The following is a 26,293-nucleotide window of genomic DNA, read 5'->3' as shown; positions in this document are numbered from 1 at the left end:
TCTTTGACTGACAGCATGAGGAAGCGATGGAGCCAGCATCCAGGCATCCGATAACTCCGGATGGCCGCTATTTCGTTGTCCGCGGCCGGCTCTGGCGAATGAGCAACCCCTCGTTGGCGGAGCATGCGCGCCTCATGCTCGTATCGGAACTCATGAAGGCACGACGCGAGGTCCGGGCCGCCCGGGAGCAGGCCGATCCACAAGCGGAAGGGGCCGCTCGAGAAGATGTCGATGTCGCCAAGCGAGCGCTCGGCGAGCGCGGTCCGGTCTGGTGGGAGGATGGCGACCCAGACTATAACCGACACATGGTGCACGACACGCCCTATGCGGGCTGGTTCGCGGCCCTCGCGTGACGGCGTTTGCGCACGGTGCCATCGGCCAAAGAGATCCAGACCGGCGCATGATCGCTCGTCTTATCCCACCCGCGCACATGCGCATCGACCTGCGCGTTGACAAGCCTGGAGGCGAGAGCGGGGCTAAGTAGGAGGTGGTCGATGCGCAGACCTGCATTGCGCCCATAGGCATTCCGGAAATAATCCCAGAAGGTATAGATCGTCTCGTCGGGATGGATCGTCCGTAGGGCATCGGTCCAGCCTTGCCCCGTCAGCCGGAAAAAGGCGTCACGCACCTCGGGGGCGAACAGGGCATCGTCCAGCCAGCGCTCGGGTTTGTAGACATCGCGTTCGGTCGGCATGACGTTCCCAGAACAGCCCAGGCTGCCTGTGGTTCCTGCAATAAAGGCGGGAGAAGACATGCAACCGATCGCGCGATCGGCGCTTCATATATACACCGGGCATCGATGAAGATGACCGCCATCCCCGCACATGCCGATTCCAGGCCCCGATGAAAGGATCATCATGAGTACGACATTGACAGGCACATTCGACAGCCGTGAGCAGGCCGACATGGCGGTGGAACGGCTTGTCCAGGAAATCGGTATCGACCGGACCGACATTTTCGTGGCGGCATCCGGGGATGAAAATAGTGCAGGCAGTCTGATAGGAGGCGCGGATAGCGGGACGATCGATCAGGCCGAAAGGGACGATGCGCCCCTCGCTGGCGGCATCACGGTGTCGGTCGATTTGCAGGATGAAGCGAAGGTCGAGGTCGTCACGGCCGCGCTAGAGGAATTCGGGGCGCAATTATGACGCGCGAGCCGATGGCGCGATATGGGTCAATCGGCAAATATCAGTGCGAAGGCGCTGCTGGCACATAGTCCGGCCACCCGGCTTACCGACACACGGTGAGGCTGTCGGATATAGCGAGCCGTCAATGCGCGTAGATCATCTTGCGGGTCATGCCGCCATCGACGGCGATCTGCTGGCCAGTGATGAAAGCTGCGCCCTCCGACGCCAGAAACAGGACGGTAGCCGCGATGTCGGACGGTTCGCCGACGCGGCCCACCGGATGCTGATCCCGGTCGATCGCGCGATGCTCCACCGCTTCGCGCGCCTGTGACTTCGCCCAAGGGCGGGTTTCAATCCAGCCGGGCAAGACGGCGTTTACGCGGATGTCTGGGCCAAGACTGATCGCCAGCGCATGGGTCAGAGCGCAGAGCGCACCCTTGGCCGCCGCATAGGCCTCCGTATCCGGTTCCGACTGGATCGCGCGGGTCGATGCCATGATGACGATCGCCCTTTTACGCTGGCGCAGGAGCGGCACGGCGGCGCGCACCATCAGAAAAGCGCCGGTCACATGGCTGTCCTGCCATGCCTGCCATTTTTTAAGTTCCAGGCTTTCGATCGGACCGCTGACCGAATTGGCAAGGCCCGCATTGGAGACGAGCAGATCGATACCCTCGGCCTCTTCCGCCGCCTTATTCCAGGCTGTAATCTTGTCGAACGCTTTTTCGACGTCACGTTCGCTGGCGACATCAGCCCGGATCGCCATAAGCTTGTCGGTCGGCATTTCGTCGGAAAGGTCGCGAACCGCTTCGGCATCCTGGTCCAGCACCGCCACTCGCCAGCCCTGCGTCAACAGGGCCTGTGTGATACCTTTGCCGATGCCCTGCGCACCGCCTGTAACGACCGCTATCTTCATGTGGTGCACGCCCTCTTGATGGCACGACAATCCCGGTGCCGCAGATCAGATTGATCGACGCAATGTCGGGGCTAGTTCCGCTAAGCGCCAATGCTTTCGAGCAGGTCGGTCACCCGTGCGAGCCGATCAGCCTCGTCCGTCTGCGCCTTCAAAAGCCTGCGGCCGTCTTTTTCGGACAGCCCTGCACATTGGCTTATGTCGCGATCCGTTTCGCGCGGCGTCAGCGCTATCGCGGCCGGGCCTGCATCGACGCGTGCGATCCCGGCCGCCCGCGCGAGAATAGCAATTCTGTTGGCATCGATCAGACGTTCGGCGGCGGGGGGCAGCGGACCAAATCTATCCGCCAGCTCCTCCTCCAAAGCGCTGAGCCCAGCCTCATCGACAAGTCGCGAAAGCCTGACATAGAGGCCCAGGCGGATGTCGGGGTCGGGTATCGAGTCCGATGGCAAGCCGCCCGTGCTGCCCAGATTGAGTTCAGGCGTCCACAGTCCGGCGTCCTCCCCCGCGCCTCTTTCAAAGCCGCTTCGAACAGATGTTGATAGAGGTCGATCCCGATCAGCTTCATATGCCCGGCCTGCGTATCGGCCAGCGGATCGCCAGCGCCCCGTTGATCGAGATCGGCTGCACTGATCGCAAAGCCCGCACCCAGCCGGTCGTAGGTCGCCAGAGTGCGCAGCCGCTTCATCGTGCGTTCCGCAATCTCTCCCGCTTCGGTCAGCAGAATGACCTGACCCCGGCGATTGCCGCGGCCCACCCGCCCGCGCAACTGATGAAGTTGGGCGAGGCCAAAGCGGTCGGCGCGCCAGACGATCATCGTGTTGGCGCGCGGCACGTCCAGCCCCGCCTCGATGATGTTGGTCGCGAGCAGGACATCGCCTTCGCCACCGCCAAAGCGGACCATGGCGTCGTCGATGGCGGCCACCGGCATCTTGCCATGCGCTTCGATCAGCGCGAGGTCCGGCACGATCCGCGCCAGCCGTTCGGCCAGGGGCGCGAGATCCTCGATACGGGGCACGACGACAAAGCTCTGTCCGCCCCGCGACCGCTCACGCAGAAGCGCCGTCCTGATCATCGCATCGTCGGGGCTGGCAAGGCTCGTCCGGATCGGCTGGCGACGGGCGGGCGGCGTTGCGATCACCGACATCTGTTGCAGGCCGATCATCGCGCGGTGCAACGTCCGGGGGATGGGCGTCGCGCTCATCGCCAGCAGATGAAGGTCGGTGCGTCCCCGCAGCCTTGCCTTGTCGGCCGCGCCGAAGCGCTGTTCTTCGTCGATGATGACAAGCCCCAATTGGGCATAGCGTATATCCTTAGCCATCACCGCAGCCGTGCCGATGACAATGCCGATGGACCCGTCGGCCAGCCCGGCCTTTGCCGCCTTCTTCTCCGCCGCACTCGACAGGCGCGACAGGCCAGCGACGACCACGCCCGTATCGGCAAAGCGGCGCTGGAACGTCTCGATATGTTGCCGAACGAGAACCGTCGTGGGCGCGGCCAGTATGACTTGATAGCCTGCAAGGGCGGCAAGCGCGGCGGCACGCAGGGCGACCTCCGTCTTGCCATAGCCGACATCGCCGATAACCAGGCGATCCATCGGTCGTCCGCTGGCCAGGTCGTCCCGTACCGCCTCGATCGCCCGCGCCTGATCGGCCGTTTCGTTGAATGGGAAGCTGGCCACAAATCGTTCATAAGCGGCGCTATCAGGTTCTATCACGGCGGCTTTGACCTTGGCCCTTTCCCGCGCCAATCGAAGAAGATCGTGCGCGCTTTGAGCCACCGCCTCGTCAATCGCCCCGCGCCGCTTTTCCCAGGTTGATCCGTCCAGCTTGTCGAGCCGCACCGCATCGCCATCGGCGCCATAACGCCATAGCAAGCCGGCCTCCTGGCACGGAACGAGCCGCCGGGCGCCATTGGCATATTCAAGCGCAATCAGTTCTGCGTCGCCATCGCCGGGAGCCGGCTCAAGGCCCAGCACGCGCGCGACGCCATGATCCTCATGCACGACCAGATCGCCCGCACGAATGTCGCCGCCCGCCTGGGCAAGCCCTGCAGCAACGCTGTCCTGCGCTGGGCCTATAAGCGCCCGGCTACCCAGAAGATCGGCGGCAGCGATCATCACGAGCTTCTTGCCGACAGCGCCCCGGTCGATCGGCGCAACCAGCGCAGCTATCGCGCCCGGCGCAAGCGTATCGACGGCCGCGATCGCGTCGATGGCCTCGACCTTAGCCTTGAACGTCTTGGCAATCTTCGTCCGGAGGAAACGGACATCTCGCTCGCTGCCAACCAGCAGCAGACGCTTACCCGCCTGCACATGCGGTGCCGCAAAGCGCTTCAGCGCCGATAGGGGCGAGCGCTGCTCCGCAAAGCGAGGGATGGGCGATATGGCGAAATCCGCCGAATCGCCTGAACGCCAGGCCGCAAGATCTTTTGCCCACAGCGACTGGGATGCGGCATCGATCGCCGAACCCGAATTGCCAGCGGCCTGGGTGGCCAGGCGAATGAAACGTGCGCGACGCTGCTCGGCCTTTGCCGAAACGTACAGCCGCCCAGGCCGCAGATGGGCGAGGATGGTGCCATTCCGCGCTGGCTCCGGTTCGGCCGCGCGGCCAATCTCCAGCCCTTCGCACGACTTCTGCGTGCGCTGCGTGACTGGATCATAGCGCCTGATGCCGATGACGCGACCATCGGCGACATCGATACGCGCCGGCAGCCCGGCATCTGCCGGAAAGATGTCGATCACCTCCCCGCGGACCGCTACCTCGCCTGGTTCATCGACGCGATCGTCGGCGACATAACCAATATTCTCCATGTCAGCGGCGAAATTCGTCGGATCGATCGGTTCGCCAACCCGCAGGCTGGGGGGCGCAGCGGCGAAAGCGGCGGGGTCTGCATAGAGCCGCGCAGCCCCTTCACCGCTCATGATGGTGGCAAGAGGACGGCGCTTGGGTTCCTCCGCAAGACGCCGAAGGTGCCGCAATGCGGCGACCCGTTTCCCGATGTTCGAGGGCGATGCAGGCGCGCTGTCGCCGGGCAAGGTGTCGCTCGACGGCAGGAGGACGACGTGATCGTCAGGCGCCAGGGACATGAGCGCGCTGGCTATCGCTTCGGCGTCCTGCTCGTCATCGGCCAGATAGAGAAGATCGCCCGCGCCCAGGGCGTCGAGCAGCATGAGTGCGGTCTCACCAATCCCCTGGGAAACGCTCATTTGCCCACCAGGACGCGAAGATCGACCTGGGCAGGCCTGACAATAAAACAGCTCAAAAGCCTTCTTCGCCCTGATGATCGCCATGGCCTGTCGCGCGCAATTCCGCCCGGTCGCGATCTGCGCGCGCACGCGCGGTCGTGATCTTCGTTCGTTCTTTCTTGGATGGGGGATCGTTGGATGTCGGCGCGGCCTGCTCATAGAGGCCGCCCGTCGCTGCCGGCCGTTGATCCGCTTCCGGTTCCTGGCCCTTTCTCTTTTCTTCCACCGTGCCTCTCCTACAGGTGGGCAGCTAACGGCGTGACGATGTCGTGGGTTCCGCCAACGGCAAAAAGTCCGGTTCAAAATGAAAAGCCGGAAAACGCGCGCTAAGGCGGCTGCTTAAGGATCAGATTGGCCGGTCGCTGATCGGCTGCCTAGTTTGTCACCTTCGTCGATCATCTCACGAACCTTGCTGACGATGGCCTCGATTCCGAAGGGTTTGGTGATCACGTGCATATCATGCTCCAGCAATCCGTTGCCGATGATGGCATTCTCCGCATAGCCAGTGATGAACAAAATCTTTAGTTTGGGACGTCCCACTCGGCCGGCGTCTGCGACCTGACGGCCATTCATTCCGCCGGGCAAGCCCACATCCGTGATGAGAAGGTCGATGCGTAGATCAAACTCAAGCACCTTGAGACCGCTGGGACCATCCGCAGCTTCAATGACGTGATATCCCCCGTCGGTGAGGACATCGACGATGAGCGAGCGAACGGAGGCCTCGTCATCGATGACCAGCACGGTCTCCCCGTGCCCCCCAGCATCAAGCTGCGTCGGCCGCAACTCCTGTTCGATCTCAGTTACCGGTCCCATATGCCTTGGAAGGTAGAGGCACATGGTCGTGCCTTCGCCGACTTCCGAATAAATCCGTACTTGCCCGCCTGATTGCCGCACAAAGCCATAGATCATTGAGAGGCCAAGGCCCGTGCCTTCGCCCAGCGGCTTGGTCGTGAAGAACGGATCAAAAGCGCGGGCGATCACGTCGGGCGTCATGCCCGTTCCGGTGTCGCTCACGCATAGTGACACATATTGACCAGGAGGTAGCTCGCGTTCGCGCGCCATGCGGTTGTCTAGCCACTTATTGGCTGTTTCGATCGTCAAGCGTCCGCCATCCGGCATCGCGTCTCGCGCATTGATGCAAAGGTTCAAAAGCGCATTTTCAAGCTGGTAGCGATCGACCAACGTCATCCACAAACCGCCCGATCCAACCACTTCGATCTCTATGGAGGGCCCGACGGTCCGGCGTATGAGGTCTTCCAAGCCAGAAATTAGCCGGTTTATATTGACGGCTGTGGGATCCAGTGTCTGTCGCCGGGAAAAGGCAAGCAGTCGCTGCGTCAACGCGGCAGCTCGCTTTGCCGCGCCCTGCGCGGTTTCGAGATGGCGACCGATAGCCTCCATACGACCTTGGGAAATACGTAGTTCCAGCAATTCCAGATTGCCGAGAACCCCCGCCAGAAGATTGTTGAAATCATGGGCGATGCCACCGGTCAACTGCCCTACCGCCTCCATCTTCTGGCTTTGGCGCAAAGCTTCTTCTGTCGCGATAAGGGCTTCGGCCGCTTCAGTCTCTACGGTGATATCGCGGCCGAATAGATAGAGGATCCCGGCTTCTGGAACGGTAGTCCAAGCGAAGCGTCGGTGGCTACCATCCTTTGCGCGAAAGACGCTTTGTGACTCGACGACAGCAGCGTTGAATTCGGAGAGTTTCGCCAACCGCTGCTGCGCGGCTTCTTGCTCCTGCGCTACAAACTCCAAAATATTGCGGCCGACCGTATCAGCTTCGCTCCACCCCAGCGTCTTCGTCCAGGATGGATTGACGGCATTGATAATGCCTTTGGTCGTCGCCACCACCTTGACGATCGGAGAGAGCGCCCAAATCCGCTCCCGGTCGCGGGCGAGTTGGCGCTCCCGGGTTATATCGCGCGCCACGGCATGGATGCGGCCCGCGTCCGGCACAGCGTTCCAGTCGAGCAATCGATAGCTGCCGTCCTGGCAGCGATAGCGGTTCTCGAACAAAAGGGTCGTAACGCCCTGAGCCAGCTTTTCGACTTCCTTGGCTGTGGCAGATAAATCGTCGGGATGGACGAAATCGGCCAGGACCTGTCCAACCATCTCATCCTCTCGCCACCCCAGAAGGCGGGTCGCAGATGGGTTCACCAAGCGAATGACGCCATCAAAGTCGCAAACCAGCATCAGGTCCTGACTAAGCGACCACAGCCGATCGCGGTCGCGTCGCTGGGCAGACACGGCATCGATGGTGGCAAGCGCCCCCGCTATCTGCGCGGCAATAAGGTTGGCGAAATCACGAGTTGCTTCGTCGAGCAGGCGGTAGGGATTCAATCCCAGAACAAGTGCACCGACGGCTTGCGCTTCGCCGGGCTGCTCGATAGCTACGATCAACGCATCGCGCGGCGGTATCTCCCACGGTCCGGTCGGTAACTTCGAAAAAGCGCCCCCCAGCGGTTGCACGGCCTGTTTTTCGCCTCTTTGAATCGCGACGACTGGCCAATCCGCAGCGTCTCCAGTGCCGGGATCAAGGCTTTCAGGCAAGTCGAACAGCTGTAGGTTCGCGAACGGAAAGTCCCGGCTCTCTCTGCCAAAATGGCCTTGCACCGCTTCGATCACGTCAGACCGACTTTTCGATCGGAGCAACGCGGCGGCCAGATCATTCAATTGCTTGATGCGCCGTTCACTGATGACCCTATCCGTTTCCTCGCGAACGACGCACATCAGGCCTTCGACAGCACCCCCGCGACCCATCAGAGGACTGTAAGAGAATGTATGATACGTCTCTTCGGGATAGCCGTTGCGCTCAAGGAGCAGAAGCAACTGTTCGTCCCAGGTCGCAACGCCATCTCGCATGACCGAGACGATGCGATCCTTGACGTCCTCAAAGACCTCCTTCCATACCTGCGACATGGGCCGACCCAGCGCTGTGGGATGTTTGGAGCCCAACGTAGGAATATAGGCGTCATTGTAGAAGAAGTTGAGGTTTTCTCCCCAACCAAGCCACATCTCAAACCGAGACAGGAGCATAAGCCGTAGCGACCCCTTGAGTTCTTCGGGCCATCGATCAGGCGGACCTAAGTTCGATGCGTTCCAATCATGCGCTCGCATGATTGCACTCATTTGGGAATCGCCAGGGAAAACGTCAGGCCAGTCGTTTGTCACATCCCCCCCTCAAAATTGTTTGGCCAGCATTACGGCGAAGCCGTAATGATTTTAACATCCCTCGGTTCCGTTGCGGCGTTCGCGCTGCGACACAGGGCGGTGAGGACAGGCTTGGGCAAAACAGCGGTCTTTCTCCAAATCATCGGCGAAAATTTAATCTAAAATTCCTGCGTGTCACGTTCCAATCAATCAAGGGAACACTGACTAACTCGGCTCGTTATAAAAGCAGTGTCATGTAGGAGAGACTGGTGAGCATCGAAGGAAAAGCGAAAGAAGCAGCCGGATATGTCAAGGAAGAGGCGTTCGAGCACGGCAAGTCCGCCGAAAGCCAGCAGAAAGCACAAGAAGGCCGCGATTTGCGCAATGAGGGCCGCGTAGAAGATGGCAAGGCGCCAAAGACTTCTGAACCAGGCACCGGCGAGAAGTAATTTTTGATTTCTGCCGAACGATACGCCGCCCTCCACAGGGCGGCGTTTTCATATCCTCTTACTTTAGCGGGGTGTAACGGCAGGCAAATTTCGGTGGTCGCGCTGTTTCGGTGGCTACCAAGTGGATGTGAAGCTTCTCGCCAATGACCTCATTGAGAGCAAACGCCTTCTCAGCCTCGTATAGATCGTCGCGATGGCCTTCCTTCCACGCAGGAATGGTAGCCATCGCGCGTGCCTTGGCTTGGGTCACATTCTCAGCGACAACGAACATGTTGCGATGCTGTTCAGCGAAGTCAGCCGGATCGTAACCACCCAGATTTACGAAAAACAATCGTTCGCGCCCCTTATATGGCTCCGACCGTAGCTGAACGTCGTAACCGTCCGCATGGTCGATCTCGGCCCAGCAGTCGATATGTAGCGTGCTAGGCGTGCCCCACCACTGGCGTCGAAGCGCATCATGGGTCGCCTTCAAGGACGGTGCCACTATGAACCGTACATCATGAATTTCTATGTGCGCGGCAGGGTGTTCGCCGCCAATGTAGATTGCGAACAGCTTCATGCCGCGTCAGCCCGAATAGGCGCAGCACTGATGCGAGCAAGTTCCTCGCCCACGATACCGCCCATCTCATGCGAACTGGTGATCCCCTGTACAAAGGGATGACGTCCCAGGATGAAGGGAAGGCTGAGACAGAATAGCCGTTGCGCGCGCGGATCGGGAGATGCCGGGTGAAATGTCTCATCCACCGAGATACCCTTGGTGGCACCCGCGCCTGCATCTTGCGCGTCCAGAACGATGCCTTGTTCAAGAAGCGTAGGGAATGGAAAATCGTCGGCTTCGAGCGGGCTTTGGCCCGTCGCATCGATGAACACGTTATAGTGGCGCCGCTTTCCATTAATGACGACATTGACGCCGGGTTCTGCGCCGTGCGTTTCCACGCGGTAGTTGTTCCCAAGCGCGAGCACGTCAAGATGGCCCGCACGATGCAAAGCAAGGAGTCGCTGGATGGAGAGATGGGGAACGCTCGCATATTCGTCGACGAAGGCAGGCTTCAAATGCTTGCCGAACGATTCCAGCGCCTCTTCGTTAAGATGCGGGATGATCAGCGCCAGCACCTCGTGCATTCGCAGGATCGCGTAGCGCCAAGGCACCGTGATTTCTTGGTCGAAATTGGCTTGCGCCTCCCGCAGATTGGCCGCGGCCCATTCAAACGGATCAGCGCCCGCACGGTCGGCGAAGAAGCGCTCCGCGAAATCTTGCAAAGTCAGATCAGCCAGTCCGACATGGTCGGCATAAGCGGGATCGCTGTGCGCCAGTTCCTGCTTGAAAAGCGCATAAGCCTGCTCAAGAAGATCCTCAGGCTGAGCCTCGATCAGCGTTGCGATCGCTTCAGGCGTACAAAAGGCTAGCGGTTCGTAGGGTATCGGATGGTAGAAATCTGCTTCGGGCAGCAGCCCCTTGCGCGACATCATCGTCAACGCAAGTCCTTCCGATCCCGCCCCGATCCGATATTCAACGCTGCCATCCGGGCCTTCAGTGAATGCGCCATGCGCGGTGGCGAGAGCGACGACTGCGTCGATCGCCGTCAGAGAGCTCCCGCGAATGCCAACTTTGACAGCGTTGATGCGCTTAAGGGCCGAAGCTGGCCATGGGCTGAGAAAATAGCCGGGCCGCGCCTCAGGCTCTTCCGGCCACTGATGGCCAGTCGCCATGACGACGAAGTCGAAACGATTGTCAGCTATATCCTCGTCCTCCCCTTCAATCTCCAGTTGAACGAAGTTGTCCTGGACAGACATGTCCAGGACACGTCGACCGGTTCGAATATCGACGATGAACCCTTTATCACGCGCCTCGCCCACAAGCATGTCGAACTGGTCGAGGAAGTATCGCCCCAGGGCAACACGCGGGTAGAATGCGCGATCGTCTACGTCTCGGGGATCGATACCCAAGCCTATGAGACGCTTGCGGCTTTGACGCTTGAGCCAGGATAGAAGCGTCTCGCTCAGCGGCGGGATTTCAACGCTCGCAATGTTCGAGAGCATGGCCGGATCGTTCCACCCCGGCCGATACGGCGTACCGAGACCGGCGCGCGCCTGTTGCTCGAAGACGGTGATCCTCATGGGGCGGGCTGCATGCTCAACAAACGCCTTGAGCGTATAAAGGGTGGTCGGTCCGGCACCGACAAAGGCAATGGAGGCGGTCATTCGGCTATGAATGCGTAGATGCCAGAGTGGTGCCATCTCAAAGCACGGCACATCAAAAAATCATCTCGCCGGCGGTGAAGTAGTTGTCCTACAAACCCTTGAGATACCGTTGGCCACTGCAAATCGAGAACACCGCCAGACCTTGAGGCCGATGAAGAATGAGTTTTTTCGCAATTGTCTTGTAAGCGCAAAATCTTCAAGGCCTTTTTTACATCTGTTTTTGTCGAGAGTTGTCGTACGCAGCAGCACCGATGAATGCCGGCCTAGCCACTACGCAGCGTCCGGCGCGTGGCAAAACCGACCCATCCCGGCGTTCGTCTGAATATTTTCAATCCCTAAGGACCGGACAGTCAGCTTACCGTACATAACCCTCCGCAAAACCCGGCGCGGTTCATATTGATGCGACTGCATAACTCGACATCTCCCTTTAGATGCAAAAAACGATGAAACTGCCTTCTGCCTAGTCAGCAGCTCTCAAAGGATCTCGAGCATGCGCGGAATTCGTGGCAATAATTCGCGGGCGAGAAAGCCAATGGCACCGATCTCGCTCGACGCAAGTTGCCCAGCGGCTCCATGTAGCGCAACGCCCCAGGCTATGGCGACAAAGGGGGAGGCCCCCCGGGCGATCAGGCCGCCGATGATGCCGGCAAGCACATCGCCCGATCCACCAATGCCGAGCCCGGGACAGCCACCGGTGAAATGCAGTATCGGGGTTCCAGGGCCGGCGATCCAGGTTTCCGGCCCCTTGAGCGCCACAAAAGCGCCCGTCCTTTGTACAAGATCGGCTAGCATAGCTGCAGGATTGTCAATGATGTCTTGCGGATCGCCTCCAATGAGCCGGGCCATCTCACCATGATGCGGTGTGAGAACGAGGGGCAACTTGGCCGAAGCTGTTGCCAGTTCGCTTGGTTCTGCGCAGGTGAGCGCCGCCGCATCAAGCAGGAGAGCAGGTGGCGACAGAGATAGAAGGCCTTGAACAAACAGGCCCGTCTCGCTGGTAGCGCTCATACCGGGCCCGACCAGCAGCACATCACACTGCGGTACAAGATCAGCCAGCACAGCGACGCCCTCCTGAGCGATCTCGCCGTCCTTGCGCATCGGCAGACCGACCATGGCAGCTTCCGGGACCAATACGCCCAGAGCCAATGCGACCGCTTCGACAGTAGCCATCTGTAACTTGCCTGCACCCGCGCGCAACACCGCTTCGCCGGTGAGGGCAAGTGCCCCGGGAACGAAGCGCGCCCCGCCGACCAGAAGGACGCGACCCCTACTATTTTTGTCGCTGCCGCTCTCGACCTTGGGTAGGGGATGGGCGGCACACCAGTCCCCATCAAGAGCAACTATTTCAGTCATCCCCGGGCAACAGATGGCAGGTCGGGCGCATCGGTCACCTGTACATCATACGCATCTTCAGGCGCCACAATGTTATAGCGCTGGAGAACAAGATTGCCCCGCCGCCCCGCTTGTGGATCGAAGCGGTATTCGGTGACTGAGCAGTTAGCGACGTCCCCCGCGCTATCGATGTCCAGGATCTGAGCTTCATCCATATTTTCGATAATGTAGCGCAGGCACAGGACGACCACCTGATGCGCAAAGATGATGACCCTTTGACCCGGATAATGAAGAGATACCGTATCCATGAGGGCTCGGAGACGAAAGATGACATCACACCAACTCTCGCCCCCGGGCGGACGGTGATAGAATTTCCCGAGCGTTTGGCGAAAGGCGGCCTGCTGAGGCTCGAGCTTTGCCACGCCGCCGGTGGTAAGGCCGTCAAGGATACCGAACTCCTTCTCGCGTAGCCGCTCGTCGATGCAGACGGGTTCGTCCATCGCAGCGCCGCCCGCGCCCTTAAATAGCTTGGCCGTCTGAACGGCCCGGCGATACGGTGATGAGAGGATGACATCGGGAAGCGGCCCTATACCGCTATGGGCAAACCAATGACCAAGCGCCTTCGCCTGTTTCTCGCCCAGGTCGCTGAGCGGAACGTCGACATCCCTGCCTTCCAATGCGATGCGATCAAGTGCGGCGTCATGGGCAGCGTCGCGGGCAACATTCCCGGCGCTTTGTCCATGACGAACAATCCAGAGGTGCGAGGGCCAAGGCGGATGATCATCATTCATGGCGAGATCAATGCCCTTGGGCATCTTCCAGTTCCTCCAACATGTCGATGGCCGTTTTCCACGCGATGCTTGTCAGCAACATTGCACGATCCGCGTACCTACATCTTCATTGTAAGACCTTGACTAACGACTGTCCGATTGACCGGGTGCGCCGGCCAGAACCAAACTTTGGACTACAGCATCTATCGGGAAGCAATGTGTTGATTTAAGTTAGCCAAATTTGGCTCTGATCCACTGGAACAGGAGACAATTTCAAGAATTCTGGAGCTATGCCGCACTATCATCTCAACCTGTTCAACAGCGCCGACACCTATGATGAGGAGGGCCGTGATTTCACGGATCTGGCCGCCGCGAAAGAGGAAGCAATACGAAGCTCCCGCGATCTGATGGCCGAACATGTTAAAGCCGGTGAACCCATCGACCTTGGCCATTATATTGAGGTTGCAGATGATGAGGGGAAGGTTTTGGCCACCATCGATTTTCGGGAATTGATTACGATAACCGATAGCAAAGCGGCCGCAGTCTAGCGATCCTGGCCCTCTATCTAGTGGGCCCAGCGAAAGATTACCATATTGCCGGTCTATGAAAGGGCAACAAGCAGGAGGCGCAAATCAGCGGGCTCACACATCCATCAGATCTTGGTTTGTTCGTTCAGCGTCTGCTGGCGCGTTCGCGCCTGACCGACGAAGAACAGCGCGCTATTCTCGCGCTGCCAGCGCGTGAGATCGAGGTACGCGCCAGACAGGATTTTGTGCCGCTCGGCGAAGAGACGGATTATTGTTGTTATATCGCGTCTGGCCTTGTCGCGCGGGTTGGTCAGGTTAAAAATGGGTCGCGGCAAATTACCGCACTTCATATCCCTGGGGATATGGCAGATCTCCATTCTGCTGTTCGACCTATCGGGATCGGCGGTCTGACCGCATTGACTGATACGCTGATCCTGCGCGTACCCCACACCGCCGTTCGAACCTTAGGTAGGGAGTTTCCGGCCATTGCAGAGGCATTTTGGAGAGACTGCATCTTGGATGCTGCCATTCTCATGCAATGGGCGGTCAATCTTGGTCGAAAGGACGCACGGTCACGGCTCGCTCACATTCTTTGCGAGCTCGCAATTCGGTATGGCGGGGGACGCGGAGATCCGCATCTCGAATTTTATCTGCCGATGGTCCAGGAGCAACTGAGCGACGCAGCGGCCCTGACGTCCGTCCATGTGAACCGGAGCCTTAGAACCCTGAGACAGGAACGCTTGGTTACGGTTAGAGGCGGCATGGTCAAAATCCATGACTGGGAACGTCTCATGCACGCAGGCGAGTTCGACCCCACCTATCTCGTTGCCGACACCTTCCCCGATCGACAGAGGCGTCTCGTATTTCAATAGCCCGCTATCGGCTCTTCGTCATTGATTTGAATTGGAAGCTGGGACAACTTTGGAAGCGAAGTCGCCCCATCCTGACAGCCTGAAGATGGCCTTTGGCAGGAGGGGTTGGTCCTTTCGCCTCTTTCCAAAGCATGGCAAGCTGGCGGCTGGATCTGACTAGGTACAGGTTTGCCTTCTAAGCCGTCGCGATGGTCAGTTCGATCTGTCCCTTCACGAGCCGGCGGCAATATTAAATAGTTAACCCTATTATAGCATTACGTAATTATGGAGAGACGTGCATCCGTGACGGACCGGCGGTCGGCGCCAGCTATCTTTGGCGGGCGAGCAGACCTGCTGTTGCCGGAGGCGGTCTATCGCGATCTGGTAGCAACGCTCTTCTCGATGAGCGCACCGATCCTGGGGTTTGGCATCCTTTACGCTTTGGTGGGAACTCTGGTCTTCCTAAGCTGGCAGGACGACAAAGTTCTAGCAATGGTATGCTGTGCAAGCGCGGTCACAGTAATTCGCCTCATGATCATCCGTGGCTATCATCGTGCAGGCGGGATAGCACAGGACTTGGGGGCGCTCAGAACATGGGAGAGGCGATATGCTTGGCTGACCTATAGTTGCGCAGCATTGATCGCAGCCCTTAATGTATCGGTGCTTTCAGCCCATCAGCCCCTTAACCATCTTGCAACCGTCAGCCTCACCTTCACCTTCGGAGCTGGCATAGTGTCTCGCAACGCGGGCAGACCAAGGTTATGCCTGGTCAGCCAGACGATCTGCGTAGTACCGGTTTCGCTGGCGATGCTGATACACGCAATCCTTGTGGGACCGAGCGCTTTGTACGCGCAATTTTTCGCTCTGGAAGCGATGTTACTGTTCGTAGTTGCTGTGATGAGTATCGAGTCCGTCCGACATCTCTACTGATCGGCCGTCGAGCATCTCACCACCAAACATGACTTGGGAAAGCTGGCACGATATGACCCACTTACCGGACTTGCGAACAGACTTCTGGTCCGTGAATCTTTTCTGACCCGAGCGACATCTTGTCGACCCGATCAGCAAATTGCCCTCCATTATCTCGATCTGGACGGGTTCAAGGCCATCAATGATCAGTTTGGACATCCAGTCGGCGATGTAATGCTGGGGCAAGTCGCACAGCGCCTTGTTGCTACGGTGCGAGGCGACGATGTGGTCGGCAGGCTCGGCGGGGACAAATTCGTTGTGCTTCAGCCGGGCGTCCAACATCAAGACCAGGCGGAGCTTCTCGCCCGGCGCATCATTCGTCAGCTCTCCGACCCCTATCAGATTAATGGCACGGAGATGCGCATCTCCGTCAGTATCGGCATCGCGCTTGCTCCGGTGCATGGAATGGATCTGGACAGGCTAATGCAATGTGCTGACGGCGCCCTTTATCAATCCAAGGCCAAGGGAAAGGCGCATGTGCATTTCTGCGAGATCATCGACGCCGGAGGCGGTCGCGCCGTCGCCTGACAGAGGTTAAGAGCCGGTCTGCGACCTGCGTTTAAATGGAGCGGAACCCCTGCCACTGGTACCTGGTGGTCCGCAGGTCCAACCCAACTGCTCGGCCTGGATCAAGGGTATATTGTCGATCGTTAGGGTGAAAATTGATCTCTACCGACATATTAAATCCGACGGGACATTTCGGCGTAAGTCGAAGCTACGGCTCAAGCGAGAAGGTAGGTGCCCCCATGTCGTTTGCAGATCCTATCGTGAGCGCCGCGCGCGTAGGCTTCATGACGGATAAGGAACTCATCGACATACTGAACGGAATTACTGCCGATCAGCACCTGTCAGACTTTCAACAAGCGGTGCTCGATGAAGCGCAAATGCGGAGAATTCTGTCAGATGCCCATAACATTGCGCTTCCAATGAGCCCTACCTTCCGCGAGCTTCAGTGCAACATCGACTGAAGAGTTGATATCAGGCGTCGTCCCAGCGCGGGTTTAAGGACCAGCGGGGCGTCGGGATGCCGCTTGACAACCGGATGATCAAATGCGCCCGAGCAAAACAGGTAGGGAATATCATACAGGTCCAGATCATCGGCCAGCAGGTCAATGTCCCCACGCCTGAGGCGAATGTCCAGTACGGCTGCCGCTGGCATCGATTTGGCAAGTGCCTCCATACCATCGGACAACGTGGCATAAGGGCCATCGACGACATAGTCAGCCCTCTCCAGCATGTCGGAGATCAAAGCGGCAACGTCCGGGTCGTCTTCAACTAGCAATATGGGGCGTACCATCGTCTCACTCCAGCCCCAGATGCGCGCGATATCTCTCAAAACATCGGGCCCCACAATGAAGCCGGATAAGCGCACCTTCTGCCATTGCTGTCGCACGACGCGGGTCTTCCTCGACGAGCGGTCGGATCGCTTCATCGTTCCAGTCCCGGCTATGCTTGATGTCAAGAACGGCGTGCAGATCGAAGTAACGCCGCTCGGATTCACTCAATCCGATCCGTCGCAAGGCTTTCGCCGTATGCGCCGAGCGATCAGGCGCGGTCAGCTCAATGACGCCAAGAGCGCCGACGCTATGCCAGGCATAGCTTCGCGATGTGGCCATGGCCGTCATGGCGTTGGCAAGCGCGAGGCTTTCCCAAACCGTGTGTTCAATCTGCGTATCGAGGTCGAGAATGTCGACTAGCTGATTGAGCATAGGACCATGCATCCCCTTAGGATTTCCGCGTCCCATCTCGTCCCAATAGTTGCGGGCAAGCTCAAGCTTCGCCCGAGCGGGCAGTTTGACCTGCGTCAGTGCTACAAGATCATCGAACCCTGCCTCACCCGCGGCTTCCTGCGACAGGAACCAACGTAGTTCGTCTCTGTCGGCCTGGTCCGCCAGCCATGGGAAAAGGCGATCATGTTGCCCAGGTCCGGTCGCTTTCAGATCCTCGAACCAGGCGACAAACGCATCAGGCGTGGTGGGTGCTTCAGAAGCCTCCTCTACGACAAGCGCGCGCAACTCCTCGACAAATGCATGCTCCAGCCGGAGCATATTACGGTCATTAATGAATTGCGCGGCTGTCGCCTCCGTGGGGAATGCCGGCGCGAGCCGCTGCTTGTTCCACCTACTAAGTTCTTCCTGAAATTCCTGGCGCAGAAATTGCGAACCGCTATGTTCGAGCTGAGTAGCCACGAGATTACCTTCCGATTTGCTTGGCATTAAAAGACCGGAAGGGGTGGTGTCGTTCCCAGAAAAACGTCTTGATCGGGATCAATTATGCGGTGCTTCACGGCACCGATGTCGCGCCATCCAATCTTTCAGTGCCGAAATTTGCGTCGTTAGTAACCGCCGTCAGCCATAGGCGACGGACGTGACAACCGTTGCTGGCAAGCAACGGTCGAACGCGATGACACCTAGCCTTCACTATATTTTACCCGTTGTCGCGCGACCCTACGCTAGGCATTCCAATGGCGAAGGGGGAAAGCAATTTAACAAAGAGTCTCCGGGACCGATTACAAACGGTACACGTTTAAAGGGCGAGCCAAGCAGGAGAGCCCCGAATGTCGAAGAGGAACTTGAGCGATCTCGCCGAGAAAATGAAGGACATCGATTTCACGATGTTATCCACGCACAGCCCAGGCGGAGCGATTGGCGCTCGGCCGATGAGCAATAATCGCGAGGTCGATTATGATGGCAATAGCTGGTTCTTCACGAGGCAAGACACGCAGATGGTGGCCGACATCGAACGAGACTCGCAAGTGGGTCTCAGTTTCCAGGGTAAAGCCGGCATTTTCGGTGTCCGCCCTTTCTTCATTGCCATCGAGGGCCAGGCCGAGCTCATCCGCGACAAGGGCGCATTTGCCGAGCATTGGTCCAAAGATCTGGATCACTGGTTCGAGCAAGGCGTGGATACGCCGGGGCTGGTGCTTATCCAAGTGCATGCAAAAAATGTGCATTACTGGGATGGGGAAGAAGAAGGCGAAGTGCAGATTGAACATGGGCCTTCGTAGCCGTCCACGATCAGACCTTCAGTGGCTGGATTAATCCTTTCAATTACCCACAAGTGGTCGCGAGCGTGATTCCGTTGGCCGCATGAGCATTGCTCGCCTGGAATCAAGCATGATTCATTCCCTGGCACCTGAAGCGGTTGGCGGGGTGCAACGTGGAGACATCCGTTTTCGATGCGGCAGGATGGGCTGACGGGGAAGTCGATCCCGCCGCCTTTCGTGATAAGCGATTGGGCGAACGGCTTCGAACGATGCTTAAGCAGATGTCAGGAGCGATTGGCGCACCGATACCGATGGCGTGCCAAGACTGGGCCAATACCAAGGCGGCCTACCGTTTTTTGTCTAATGGCTCGGTAAACGAGGGAGACATACTTGCCGGGCATTTCCAGGCGACACGGGCACGAGCGACGGCGCTTGAGGGGTTCATCCTAGTTTTACAGGACACCACCGAATTCTCCTATCAAAGGCGCAATCCTGAAACGATTGGCGCCATCGGGCTTGCGCCGAGCCGGCGTGATGAGAATGGTCGGCTTCGGCTTCATACGGTCTGCGGCCTGCTCATGCACTCCAGCCTTGCGATCACGACTGAGGGATTGCCACTGGGTCTGACAGCGGCGAAATTCTGGACCCGTACCAAGTTCAAGGGTGCCAACGCGTTGAAGCGGCGGATCAATCCCACGCGCGTACCGATCGAGGAGAAGGAGAGCTACCGCTGGCTCGAGAATATGCGTCAATCGACCACCCTGCTGGGCGATCCAGAGCGACTGGTTCATATTGGCGATCGGGAGAACGACATTTACGAGTTTTTCTGCGAAACACAGATGCTCGGCACGCATTTCTTGGTCCGCACCTGTGTCGATCGTCTGGCTGGCGACGGTGGCCATACGATCGCCGACGAAATGAGCGAAACCACCGTGCAAGGCACGCATCGGATCACCATTGGCAAAGACGATCATGCCGACATCGAACTGCGCTATAGGCGCATCCAAGTTTTGCCGCCGATCGGAAAGCAAAAGCGCTATCCTTCCCTCAGCCTGACCATCTTGCATGCCCGTGAGAGTGGAACGCCTGAAGGGCGCCCCCCAATCGACTGGCGGCTCATCACCGATCTGCCGGTAACGATGAACCGCGCCGGGTTTGTCGGAGGCTCCAACTCTTGAGTAGATGGAGCCGATATGAGCAAGACGACGAACAAATTTGCGCCGGAAGTACGCGAGCGAGCGATCCGGATGGTGCTGGATCACGAGCGGGATTACCCATCGCGCTGGGCCGCGGTGGTATCGATTGCCGAGAAGATCGGCTGCTCACCGCCGACGCTGCATGAGTGGGTGAAGAAGGCTGAGGTCGACAGCGGTAAGCGGGCGGGTGTCCCAGCCGAAATTGCCGACAGGGTGAAGGCGCTGGAGCGCGAGGTTCGCGAACTGCGGCAGGCCAATGAGATTCTCCGCAAGGCATCGGCATATTTTGCTCAGGCGGAGCTCGACCGCCCGTTTCGGCGATGATTGCGTTCATTGACGATCACCGCGATGCCTATGGGGTCGAGCCGATCTGCCGCGTCCTGCCGATCGCCCCATCCACTTATCACGAGCGCGTCGCGCAGCGACAGGATCCGACACGCTTGTCGGCGCGGGCGCGGCGGGATGCGGCCCTCAAGCCGGAGATCGCGCGCGTGTTCGCCGAGAACTTCGCGGTCTACGGCGTGCGCAAGGTGTGGCGGCAGATGATGCGGGAGGGCGTGCCCGTCGCCCGCTGTACGGTCGCCCGGCTGATGCGCGAGATGGGCTTGGCCGGAGTGATCCGGGGCAAGCCAGTGCGCACGACCATCAGCGACAAGGCAGCAGCTTGCCCGCTCGATCACGTTAACCGCAGGTTCTACGCGCCAGCGCCGAACATGCTGTGGGTATCCGACTTTACCTATGTCGCGACCTGGGCCGGCTTCGTTTACGTCGCTTTCATCATCGATACCTACGCCAGGCGGATTGTAGGCTGGCGAGCCAGCAGGACAGCGCACGCAAGCTTCGTCCTCGATGCGCTGGAACAGGCGCTTTATGATCGACGGCCGGCCCATCGGGGCGGCCTCATCCATCATAGCGACCGCGGGTCGCAATACGTGTCCATCAAATACACCGAGCGCCTCGCCGAAGCCGGGATCGAGCCGTCTGTCGGCAGCGTCGGCGACAGCTACGACAATGCTTTGGCTGAGACGATCAACGGCCTTTACAAAGCCGAGGTGATCCACCGGCGAGGACCGTGGCGCAGCTTCGAAGCGGTCGAGTATGCCACGCTCGAATGGGTCGACTGGTTCAACAATCGCCGGCTGCTGGAGCCTATCGGCAACATCCCGCCTGCCGAAGCCGAAGATCAATATTATGCTGCCGCGGACAACATCGATATGGCAGCGTGACTCACAACCCAACGCCTCCGGCAAATCCGGCGCGGTTCACGACGCCTGACGAAGCCATCGAAAAGCTCGACTGGTATGCTCAGCGTTGGAAGATCGAACTCTTCCACAAGATACTCAAATCTGGCTGCCGAGCCGAAGATGCGCGGCTGCGGACCGCCGAACGCCTCGCCAATCTGATCGCCATATTCTGCATTCTGTCATGGCGCCTGTTTTGGATGACCATGATCAATCGCGCTGCTCCTGACGCATCGCCTCGGCTGATCCTGACCGATGTCGAAATTACCCTGATCGACCGCCTCGCAGCTTCCCGAAAGAATGAACCGCCAGGCAGAACCCTTTCCGACTATCTAACCCAAATCGCCCGGCTCGGAGGCTATCTTGCGCGAGCCCATGATCCGCCGCCTGGCAACATCGTCATCTGGAGAGGATGGTCTCGCCTGATGGACATCAAAATCGGTGCTAACGTCAGCCGCAACATTTGTGGGTAATTGAAAGTGGGAAACAGCGCTTACGGTTTAGCGCATGACCGACAGAGAAGATTTCCTTCCGGTTGGCAGTACCCATCCGGCGAGGCCCGCCTTGCCGATGAGGTGAGCGAGCGGTCTTAAGTGCGCTCTTAAGAGTGCGCTTAGGAGCGGTGGATGGGTCAGATCACGGTGTTTTCCGGGCCGGAGCGGCGTCGCCGTTGGAACGACGAGGAACGGCAGGAGATCCTGAACGAGGCCTTCGCGCCGGGGGCCTGCGTCGCCGAAGTGGCACGGCGGCATGATGTGTCGACCGCACTGGTCTACACGTGGCGGCGTAAGCTGCGCGATGCTGTCGTCGAGCCCGAACCAGGCGATTTGGCCGCTCCCGGTTTCGCAGCGGCCGTGATGATCGAGGATTTGGACGTCGCTCCTTCCGAACTGCAGCCGGCGATCGTCATCGACCTGGCACGCGGCAAGCGGATCAGCATTTTTGCCTCGGCATCGCCGGTGCTCGTGGCCGCGGCGTTGAAGGCGTTGCGATGATCCCTTCGGGCGCCCGCGTGTGGATCGCGATGGGGCACACGGATATGAGGAAGGGGATGCAAGGGCTGGCCTTGCTGGTCCAGCAGGGCCTCAAGCGCGATCCCCATGGCGGCGACCTGTTCGTGTTCCGCGGGCGGGCTGGCTCTTTGGTGAAGCTCATTTGGCACGATGGTATCGGCATGTCGCTCTACGCCAAGCGGCTCGAGAAGGGGCGGTTCGTCTGGCCGTCGGCCAAGGACGGGATGGTGTCGCTGACAGCCTCGCAACTGGCCTGCCTGCTCGACGGGATCGACTGGCGTAACCCGCAGTATTCCTGGCGTCCGCAGAGCGCCGGATAGGGCGTTTGTTTTCTTCGTCCTTCTCGCATTTTCCGCTTCATTCGGGCGGGTTTCTATGATTCCATCGCGGTCATGGAAGCCGCCGTTTCGTCCTCTCCTGACGATATCGAAGCGCTCAAGGCGCTGCTGGCGAGCGCCACCCAGCGGGCCAATGAGGCCGAGGCCAAGCTCGCCAATGCCCATGCTCGGGAGAGCGCCACCGAGGCGGTGATCGCGCACCTCAAGCTGCAGATCGCCAAGCTCAGGCGTGAGCAGTACGGCGCCAGCGCCGAGCGGACCCGGCGGCTGCTCGACCAGATGGAGCTGCAGCTCGAAGATCTCGAGGCCGACGCGGCCGAGGATGACCTTGCTGCCGAGGTCGCGGCCAAGAAGACTGCGACCGTCACCGCCTTCGAACGCAAGCGGCCGGCCAGGAAGCCGTTTCCCGAACACCTGCCGCGCGAGCGGGTCGTCGTGCCGGCTCCGTGCTCTTGCCCGGCCTGTGGCAGCAGCCGGCTGTCGAAGCTCGGCGAGGACGTCACCGAGACGCTCGAGGTGATCCCACGCGCCTGGAAGGTCATCCAGACCGTGCGCGAGAAGTTCTCCTGCCGGGACTGCGAGACGATCACGCAGCCGCCGGCACCGTTCCACGTTGTGCCGCGTGGCTGGGCTGGTCCCAGCTTCCTCGCCATGCTGCTGTTCGAGAAGTATGGACAGCACCAGCCCCTCAACCGCCAGGCCGAGCGCTTCGCCCGCGAGGGCGTGCCGCTGAGCACCTCGACGCTTGCCGACCAGGTCGGTGCCGCCGCCTTAGCGCTGATGCCGATCTATCGGCTCATCGAGGCACACGTCCTCGCCGCCGAGCGATTGCATGGCGACGATACAACCGTGCCGGTCATGGCCAAGGTGAAGACCGATACGGCTCGATTGTGGGTCTACGTGCGCGATGATCGGCCGTTCGCCGGCGCCGATCCGCCCGCGGCTCTGTTCCACTACTCGCGTGATCGGCGCGGCGAACATCCAAGGGCGCATCTCGCATCCTGGTCAGGCATCCTGCAAGCTGACGCCTATGGCGGTTATGGCGAGCTCTATGCTCCCGGTCGCTTGCCTGCGCCTGTGCATGAGGCCGGCTGCTTTGCTCACGCGCGGCGCAAGTTCTTCGAGCTGGCCGACGTCGCCAGCGCAGCCCGCAAAAAGAGACGCGGCGATCATACCGGCATGATCTACCCGATCGCGCTTGAGGCCGTGCAGCGGATCGATGCGCTGTTCGATATCGAGCGCGGCATCAACGGCCAGGACGCCGACGAGCGCCTCGCCGTACGCCGCCGATTGAGCGCGCCCCTGATGGCTGAGCTCCACGCCTGGCTGACCAGCCAGCTCGCCAGGCTGTCGCGCAACCACGATCTCGCCAAAGCCATCAATTACATGCTGCGGCGTTGGGATGCCTTCGCCCACTTCCTCACCGACGGGAGGGTCTGTCTGACCAACAACACGGCAGAACGTGCGCTGCGCTGCGTGCCACTAGGCCGCAAGGCCTGGCTGTTCTGCGGATCCGATCGCGGCGGCCAGCGCGCGGCCATCCTCTACACCCTGATCCAGACTGCTCGCCTCAACGACGTCGATCCGCAGGCCTGGCTCGCGGATGTGCTCGCCCGCATCGCCGAGCATCCGGCCCGCCAACTCGACGAGCTGCTGCCTTGGAAATGGCTGCCAGCAAGGCGCTCGATCGCCACCTGATCAAAGCTACCTCGCGGCTTTCACCGGATGGTTACGGTTGGCAGCCCCCTTTGCGGAAGCTCGCGCCAACGAGCTGGGTTCCCGATAACAGCTATTCGTCCAGTTCGATCACTATCGCACTTCGGCCATTCGGAAATTCAATCTTCAACGATGCAGGCCCGCTGGTAGGCCATTCGTGAACCCAGCAGTGGGTGCACGGCATCGGAAGGACTGTGACTTCCGCGATTTGAAATGGCGTTTCGGTTGCTTGCTCATTGTGTTGAGCACCGCCGCCCGTGCTACGCCGGGCTCCACGCACGTCAGTCCGATCGTGCCAGCGTCAATTTACGTTGCGATGGGGAGTTCTTACGCCGCAGGGCCCGGCATCACAACTTCAGCGGATCCGGGCGGAATAGCCACGCACCAAGCGTGACACCGCCTTCAGTCGGAAACGTCACATCGATCTTCGAAAACATATCGCAGGCGTCCCATGTCAAATACGGTACTATGCACGTATATGGTCGCACCGACATGATTTGCACGAATTGCGCGAGGTCGTTCGTAAAATTTTAGCGCCGATCGACGTGCGCCACGGCAGCCCCCGAGCGGCGAGTAAGCCAAACCGGTAGCACACCGACCTATCAGATGTGATCGCTTGCCGCCGTGGCTACGCTGCCACGGCAGCGGATCAGTCCAGCGGCAATTCAGTCGCCACGACCTTAGCCATGGTCTTTCGCATTTGCTCGGCATTCTCTGTGCCGAAGCCGGCCTCGAATACCCGTTGCGCCTGTTCCCAAGCGGCAAAGCCGTCGCGGAGGCGCTTATGGCCGTCTGTTGTGACGCAGATCTGTCGCGATCGGCGATCGTTCGGATCGGGCGTTATGCGCAGTAGGCCATCGCGCTCAAGAGGTTTGACAAGGTGGCCGACGGTAGTGCGGTCCATCACCATGGCCTCGGCCAACTGGCCGATCGTCATCAGACCTTGCCGTGACAGAAAAAGTAACGTGGTATATTGGGTGCCACGCAGGCCGGTGCCCGCTAGCGCGGCATCGTAAAAACGCGTTATGTGCCGCGCCGCTTGGCGGATCGCGGTAGCATTACAATGCGTTTCCCGGAACTGGGGTAATTCACATCATCAAGTTGTAGCATAGCCATGTCCAGTAGGAGATCATGCACATATCGGTATGACGACCATGTGTGTCAATTTTGCGCATCGGTGTTCCTCGGCACAGGCCCGGTGAGCGTGGCGACATGAGGCGGATTAGCTTGCCTCGGTGAGTTGCGAGACGAAATAATCTACAAAAGCACGCCCAGCTGGGCGCGTGGCCCGTCCCATAGGGAAATAAGCAAAGACGGGAATTTTGGCCATCGTCCAGTTGGGGAACAACGCAACGAGCGATCCATCCGCTACCTCGCGCCGGCATGCCCATGCGGTTGTTGTCGTGATGCCTAATCCGGCGATAGCGGCGGCGACAGCGCCTTCATTCTCATTGGTCGAGAAAATCGGGCTAAGATCGAGGGACACAGTCTCTCCGTTCCGTTCGAACGACCAGGCGTCTGGCGTCACGGACGCAGGGCCGCTGACGATCCGGTGTGAGCTGAGATCCGCAGGCGTTTCAGGCGACCCGTGTTCTGCCAGATAGGTCGGCGATGCCAGGACTAACCGGGGGAGCATGGCAATCAGTCGCGCCGTGGCGCTTGAATCGCCCTGCGGTCCGACACGGATCGCCACATCGACCGCATCGCGCACCAAGTCCTGCCGCCGGTCGTCGAGGCTGAGTTGAAGATGGAGCATCGCATGCTGGTTAGAAAAGGCGGTCAATCGCGGGATCACCTCGCGGATGCCAATGCTGGTCGGCATGCTCAGGCGAAGCGTTCCGCGCAGTTCTCCGCTTTCGCGCACGCTGTATTCGGCTTCATCCAGCGCCCGCAGGATTGGTTCGATGCGGTTGAGAAAGTCGCTGCCCGTTTCAGTGAGAGCCACGGCGCGCGTGCTGCGCGTGAGGAGGCGCGTGCCAAGATGGACTTCCAGATCGGCAATGATCCGCGACACTTGCGACTGTGACATGCCGCTTTCGCGGGCGGCGGCTGAGAAGCTACCGAGCCGGGCGACACGCGAATAGAGCCGAAGCGCGAAGATATCCTTGAGTTGGCTAGCAGCTGATGGTGTCATAAATCGCTAGTCCTTCGTTTGTAGAAACCGTCATAGCTACATTCTTACGTATGGAAAAAGCGACGCTGCTCGAGTGCCGCCATCCCCTGTGGATCCCATCTAAATCCGGACCTGCAGGCCCTGCCGACGGCA

Annotated in this window: 29 protein-coding genes and 1 other annotated feature; of the genes, 15 read left to right on the top strand and 14 right to left on the bottom strand. The window is 59.6% G+C overall.

Annotated elements, in window-relative coordinates:
• The first annotated feature begins 98 nt into the window (after positions 1-98).
• Positions 99-353, top strand: a complete 255-nt coding sequence (locus tag U5A89_RS01925) for a hypothetical protein (RefSeq protein ID WP_338159521.1) — start codon at positions 99-101, stop codon at positions 351-353.
• Here the strand turns inward: U5A89_RS01925 and U5A89_RS01920 are convergent.
• A complete protein-coding gene (locus U5A89_RS01920) occupies positions 323-694 on the bottom strand; it encodes an endonuclease/exonuclease/phosphatase family protein (RefSeq protein ID WP_338159520.1) in 372 nt (123 codons plus the stop codon). The genes U5A89_RS01925 and U5A89_RS01920 overlap by 31 nt on opposite strands.
• Before the next feature lie 163 nt (positions 695-857).
• Between U5A89_RS01920 and U5A89_RS01915 the strand changes: the two genes are divergently transcribed.
• Positions 858-1,148, top strand: a complete 291-nt coding sequence (locus U5A89_RS01915) for a hypothetical protein (protein WP_069064452.1) — start codon at positions 858-860, stop codon at positions 1,146-1,148.
• 121 nt (positions 1,149-1,269) lie between these two features.
• On the opposite strand, the gene U5A89_RS01910 is transcribed toward U5A89_RS01915, so the two are convergent.
• From U5A89_RS01910 to U5A89_RS01890, 5 genes are all read right to left on the bottom strand, one after another.
• A complete protein-coding gene (locus tag U5A89_RS01910; protein ID WP_338159519.1) occupies positions 1,270-2,040 on the bottom strand; it encodes an SDR family oxidoreductase in 771 nt (256 codons plus the stop codon).
• 80 nt (positions 2,041-2,120) lie between these two features.
• On the bottom strand, positions 2,121-2,453 hold the full coding sequence (locus U5A89_RS01905) for a TRCF domain-containing protein (protein ID WP_338160138.1): 333 nt from the start codon (positions 2,451-2,453) through the stop codon (positions 2,121-2,123).
• The gene (locus U5A89_RS01900) at positions 2,342-5,209 is read right to left on the bottom strand and encodes a DEAD/DEAH box helicase (RefSeq protein WP_338159518.1); all 2,868 of its coding nucleotides are present in this window, start codon (positions 5,207-5,209) and stop codon (positions 2,342-2,344) included. Before U5A89_RS01900 ends, U5A89_RS01905 begins: the two co-directional genes overlap by 112 nt.
• A gap of 88 nt (positions 5,210-5,297) precedes the next feature.
• A complete protein-coding gene (locus tag U5A89_RS01895) occupies positions 5,298-5,510 on the bottom strand; it encodes a hypothetical protein (protein ID WP_338159517.1) in 213 nt (70 codons plus the stop codon).
• A gap of 113 nt (positions 5,511-5,623) precedes the next feature.
• Positions 5,624-8,323, bottom strand: a complete 2,700-nt coding sequence (locus U5A89_RS01890) for a PAS domain S-box protein (protein ID WP_445190603.1) — start codon at positions 8,321-8,323, stop codon at positions 5,624-5,626.
• Between the two features lie 383 nt (positions 8,324-8,706).
• Between U5A89_RS01890 and U5A89_RS01885 the strand changes: the two genes are divergently transcribed.
• On the top strand, positions 8,707-8,886 hold the full coding sequence (locus U5A89_RS01885) for a hypothetical protein (protein ID WP_338159515.1): 180 nt from the start codon (positions 8,707-8,709) through the stop codon (positions 8,884-8,886).
• Positions 8,887-8,944: 58 nt separating this feature from the next.
• On the opposite strand, the gene U5A89_RS01880 is transcribed toward U5A89_RS01885, so the two are convergent.
• The 4 genes from U5A89_RS01880 to U5A89_RS01865 form a co-directional block, all read right to left on the bottom strand.
• Positions 8,945-9,445 (bottom strand): DUF1543 domain-containing protein, encoded by a 501-nt coding sequence (locus U5A89_RS01880; protein WP_338159514.1) that lies wholly within the window; start codon positions 9,443-9,445, stop codon positions 8,945-8,947.
• Positions 9,442-11,088, bottom strand: a complete 1,647-nt coding sequence (locus U5A89_RS01875) for an FAD/NAD(P)-binding protein (RefSeq protein ID WP_338159513.1) — start codon at positions 11,086-11,088, stop codon at positions 9,442-9,444. Before U5A89_RS01875 ends, U5A89_RS01880 begins: the two co-directional genes overlap by 4 nt.
• 474 nt (positions 11,089-11,562) lie before the next feature.
• Positions 11,563-12,441 carry an NAD(P)H-hydrate dehydratase gene (locus U5A89_RS01870; protein ID WP_338159512.1) on the bottom strand — a complete coding sequence of 293 codons (879 nt, stop codon included), beginning with the start codon at positions 12,439-12,441 and terminating at the stop codon, positions 11,563-11,565.
• Positions 12,438-13,235, bottom strand: coding sequence for a histidine phosphatase family protein (locus U5A89_RS01865; protein ID WP_338159511.1), 798 nt, complete (start codon positions 13,233-13,235; stop codon positions 12,438-12,440). The genes U5A89_RS01870 and U5A89_RS01865 overlap by 4 nt, the downstream gene beginning before the upstream one ends.
• Positions 13,236-13,480: 245 nt before the next feature.
• Here U5A89_RS01865 and U5A89_RS01860 point away from each other — a divergent pair, with 245 nt between their 5' ends.
• The 5 genes from U5A89_RS01860 to U5A89_RS01840 all read left to right on the top strand — a co-directional run bounded on the left by U5A89_RS01860 (position 13,481) and on the right by U5A89_RS01840 (position 16,505).
• Positions 13,481-13,738, top strand: a complete 258-nt coding sequence (locus tag U5A89_RS01860) for a DUF6894 family protein (RefSeq protein ID WP_338159510.1) — start codon at positions 13,481-13,483, stop codon at positions 13,736-13,738.
• A gap of 116 nt (positions 13,739-13,854) precedes the next feature.
• On the top strand, positions 13,855-14,589 hold the full coding sequence (locus U5A89_RS01855; protein WP_338159509.1) for a Crp/Fnr family transcriptional regulator: 735 nt from the start codon (positions 13,855-13,857) through the stop codon (positions 14,587-14,589).
• A 282-nt stretch (positions 14,590-14,871) separates the two neighbouring features.
• Positions 14,872-15,498 (top strand): hypothetical protein, encoded by a 627-nt coding sequence (locus tag U5A89_RS01850; protein WP_338159508.1) that lies wholly within the window; start codon positions 14,872-14,874, stop codon positions 15,496-15,498.
• Positions 15,499-15,531: 33 nt separating this feature from the next.
• Entirely contained in the window at positions 15,532-16,065 is a 534-nt protein-coding gene (locus tag U5A89_RS01845; RefSeq protein ID WP_338159507.1) for a GGDEF domain-containing protein, read from the top strand.
• A 239-nt stretch (positions 16,066-16,304) separates the two neighbouring features.
• Positions 16,305-16,505: a hypothetical protein gene (locus tag U5A89_RS01840; RefSeq protein ID WP_338159506.1), complete on the top strand. Its 201-nt coding sequence runs from the start codon at positions 16,305-16,307 to the stop codon at positions 16,503-16,505.
• Here U5A89_RS01840 and U5A89_RS01835 read toward each other — a convergent pair.
• A complete protein-coding gene (locus tag U5A89_RS01835) occupies positions 16,487-16,834 on the bottom strand; it encodes a response regulator (protein ID WP_338159505.1) in 348 nt (115 codons plus the stop codon). The genes U5A89_RS01840 and U5A89_RS01835 overlap by 19 nt on opposite strands.
• 4 nt (positions 16,835-16,838) lie before the next feature.
• The gene (locus tag U5A89_RS01830) at positions 16,839-17,726 is read right to left on the bottom strand and encodes an iron-containing redox enzyme family protein (protein ID WP_338159504.1); all 888 of its coding nucleotides are present in this window, start codon (positions 17,724-17,726) and stop codon (positions 16,839-16,841) included.
• A gap of 368 nt (positions 17,727-18,094) precedes the next feature.
• On the opposite strand from U5A89_RS01830, the gene U5A89_RS01825 reads away from it, so the two are divergent.
• The 7 genes from U5A89_RS01825 to tnpC all read left to right on the top strand — a co-directional run bounded on the left by U5A89_RS01825 (position 18,095) and on the right by tnpC (position 24,009).
• Positions 18,095-18,544 carry a pyridoxamine 5'-phosphate oxidase family protein gene (locus U5A89_RS01825; protein WP_338159503.1) on the top strand — a complete coding sequence of 150 codons (450 nt, stop codon included), beginning with the start codon at positions 18,095-18,097 and terminating at the stop codon, positions 18,542-18,544.
• A 152-nt stretch (positions 18,545-18,696) separates the two neighbouring features.
• Positions 18,697-19,701: an IS4 family transposase gene (locus tag U5A89_RS01820; protein WP_338159502.1), complete on the top strand. Its 1,005-nt coding sequence runs from the start codon at positions 18,697-18,699 to the stop codon at positions 19,699-19,701.
• Between the two features lie 15 nt (positions 19,702-19,716).
• Positions 19,717-20,945, top strand: a protein-coding gene (locus U5A89_RS01815; protein WP_338159455.1) for an IS3 family transposase whose coding sequence is annotated in 2 segments (ribosomal slippage) — positions 19,717-20,005 and positions 20,005-20,945 — 1,230 coding nt in all. Because the reading frame shifts where the segments join, the coding sequence is not laid out codon by codon here.
• Positions 19,998-20,114 (top strand) — a sequence feature (AL1L pseudoknot). Its footprint overlaps the gene before it by 117 nt.
• A complete protein-coding gene (locus U5A89_RS01810) occupies positions 20,942-21,433 on the top strand; it encodes a transposase (protein ID WP_338159501.1) in 492 nt (163 codons plus the stop codon). The genes U5A89_RS01815 and U5A89_RS01810 overlap by 4 nt, the downstream gene beginning before the upstream one ends.
• Positions 21,434-21,586: 153 nt before the next feature.
• Positions 21,587-21,955 (top strand): IS66-like element accessory protein TnpA, encoded by a 369-nt coding sequence (gene tnpA, locus U5A89_RS01805; RefSeq protein ID WP_036524684.1) that lies wholly within the window; start codon positions 21,587-21,589, stop codon positions 21,953-21,955.
• Positions 21,952-22,293, top strand: coding sequence for an IS66 family insertion sequence element accessory protein TnpB (gene tnpB / locus U5A89_RS01800; protein ID WP_036524680.1), 342 nt, complete (start codon positions 21,952-21,954; stop codon positions 22,291-22,293). Before tnpA ends, tnpB begins: the two co-directional genes overlap by 4 nt.
• A gap of 72 nt (positions 22,294-22,365) precedes the next feature.
• Positions 22,366-24,009 (top strand): IS66 family transposase, encoded by a 1,644-nt coding sequence (tnpC, locus tag U5A89_RS01795; protein WP_338159500.1) that lies wholly within the window; start codon positions 22,366-22,368, stop codon positions 24,007-24,009.
• 667 nt (positions 24,010-24,676) lie between these two features.
• On the opposite strand, the gene U5A89_RS01790 is transcribed toward tnpC, so the two are convergent.
• Both U5A89_RS01790 and U5A89_RS01785 read right to left on the bottom strand, forming a co-directional pair.
• Complete coding sequence (locus U5A89_RS01790) at positions 24,677-25,015, bottom strand: MarR family winged helix-turn-helix transcriptional regulator (protein ID WP_338160137.1); 339 nt, start codon at positions 25,013-25,015, stop codon at positions 24,677-24,679.
• A gap of 234 nt (positions 25,016-25,249) precedes the next feature.
• Positions 25,250-26,161: a LysR family transcriptional regulator gene (locus U5A89_RS01785; protein ID WP_338159499.1), complete on the bottom strand. Its 912-nt coding sequence runs from the start codon at positions 26,159-26,161 to the stop codon at positions 25,250-25,252.
• Positions 26,162-26,293: the final 132 nt, after the last annotated feature.

The organism is Sphingobium sp. HWE2-09, assembly GCF_035989265.1.
In the GTDB taxonomy this organism is placed as follows: Bacteria; Pseudomonadota; Alphaproteobacteria; order Sphingomonadales; family Sphingomonadaceae; genus Sphingobium.
This window is presented reverse-complemented; position numbering and strand designations above follow the sequence as displayed.

Excerpts from the sequence above, each read along its gene's own strand:
- U5A89_RS01865 (WP_338159511.1), bottom strand. The coding sequence starts at position 13,235 with ATGCCCAAGGGCATTGATCTCGCCATGAATGATGATCATCCGCCTTGG.
- U5A89_RS01825 (WP_338159503.1), top strand. The coding sequence starts at position 18,095 with ATGTCGAAGAGGAACTTGAGCGATCTCGCCGAGAAAATGAAGGACATC.
- U5A89_RS01910 (WP_338159519.1), bottom strand. The coding sequence starts at position 2,040 with ATGAAGATAGCGGTCGTTACAGGCGGTGCGCAGGGCATCGGCAAAGGT.
- U5A89_RS01920 (WP_338159520.1), bottom strand. The coding sequence starts at position 694 with ATGCCGACCGAACGCGATGTCTACAAACCCGAGCGCTGGCTGGACGAT.
- U5A89_RS01875 (WP_338159513.1), bottom strand. The coding sequence starts at position 11,088 with ATGACCGCCTCCATTGCCTTTGTCGGTGCCGGACCGACCACCCTTTAT.
- U5A89_RS01880 (WP_338159514.1), bottom strand. The coding sequence starts at position 9,445 with ATGAAGCTGTTCGCAATCTACATTGGCGGCGAACACCCTGCCGCGCAC.
- tnpA (WP_036524684.1), top strand. The coding sequence starts at position 21,587 with ATGGGTCAGATCACGGTGTTTTCCGGGCCGGAGCGGCGTCGCCGTTGG.
- U5A89_RS01860 (WP_338159510.1), top strand. The coding sequence starts at position 13,481 with ATGCCGCACTATCATCTCAACCTGTTCAACAGCGCCGACACCTATGAT.
- U5A89_RS01925 (WP_338159521.1), top strand. The coding sequence starts at position 99 with ATGAGCAACCCCTCGTTGGCGGAGCATGCGCGCCTCATGCTCGTATCG.
- U5A89_RS01785 (WP_338159499.1), bottom strand. The coding sequence starts at position 26,161 with ATGACACCATCAGCTGCTAGCCAACTCAAGGATATCTTCGCGCTTCGG.
- U5A89_RS01890 (WP_445190603.1), bottom strand. The coding sequence starts at position 8,323 with ATGCTCCTGTCTCGGTTTGAGATGTGGCTTGGTTGGGGAGAAAACCTC.
- tnpC (WP_338159500.1), top strand. The coding sequence starts at position 22,366 with ATGGAAGCCGCCGTTTCGTCCTCTCCTGACGATATCGAAGCGCTCAAG.
- U5A89_RS01900 (WP_338159518.1), bottom strand. The coding sequence starts at position 5,209 with ATGCTGCTCGACGCCCTGGGCGCGGGCGATCTTCTCTATCTGGCCGAT.
- tnpB (WP_036524680.1), top strand. The coding sequence starts at position 21,952 with ATGATCCCTTCGGGCGCCCGCGTGTGGATCGCGATGGGGCACACGGAT.
- U5A89_RS01915 (WP_069064452.1), top strand. The coding sequence starts at position 858 with ATGAGTACGACATTGACAGGCACATTCGACAGCCGTGAGCAGGCCGAC.
- U5A89_RS01835 (WP_338159505.1), bottom strand. The coding sequence starts at position 16,834 with ATGGTACGCCCCATATTGCTAGTTGAAGACGACCCGGACGTTGCCGCT.
- U5A89_RS01870 (WP_338159512.1), bottom strand. The coding sequence starts at position 12,441 with ATGACTGAAATAGTTGCTCTTGATGGGGACTGGTGTGCCGCCCATCCC.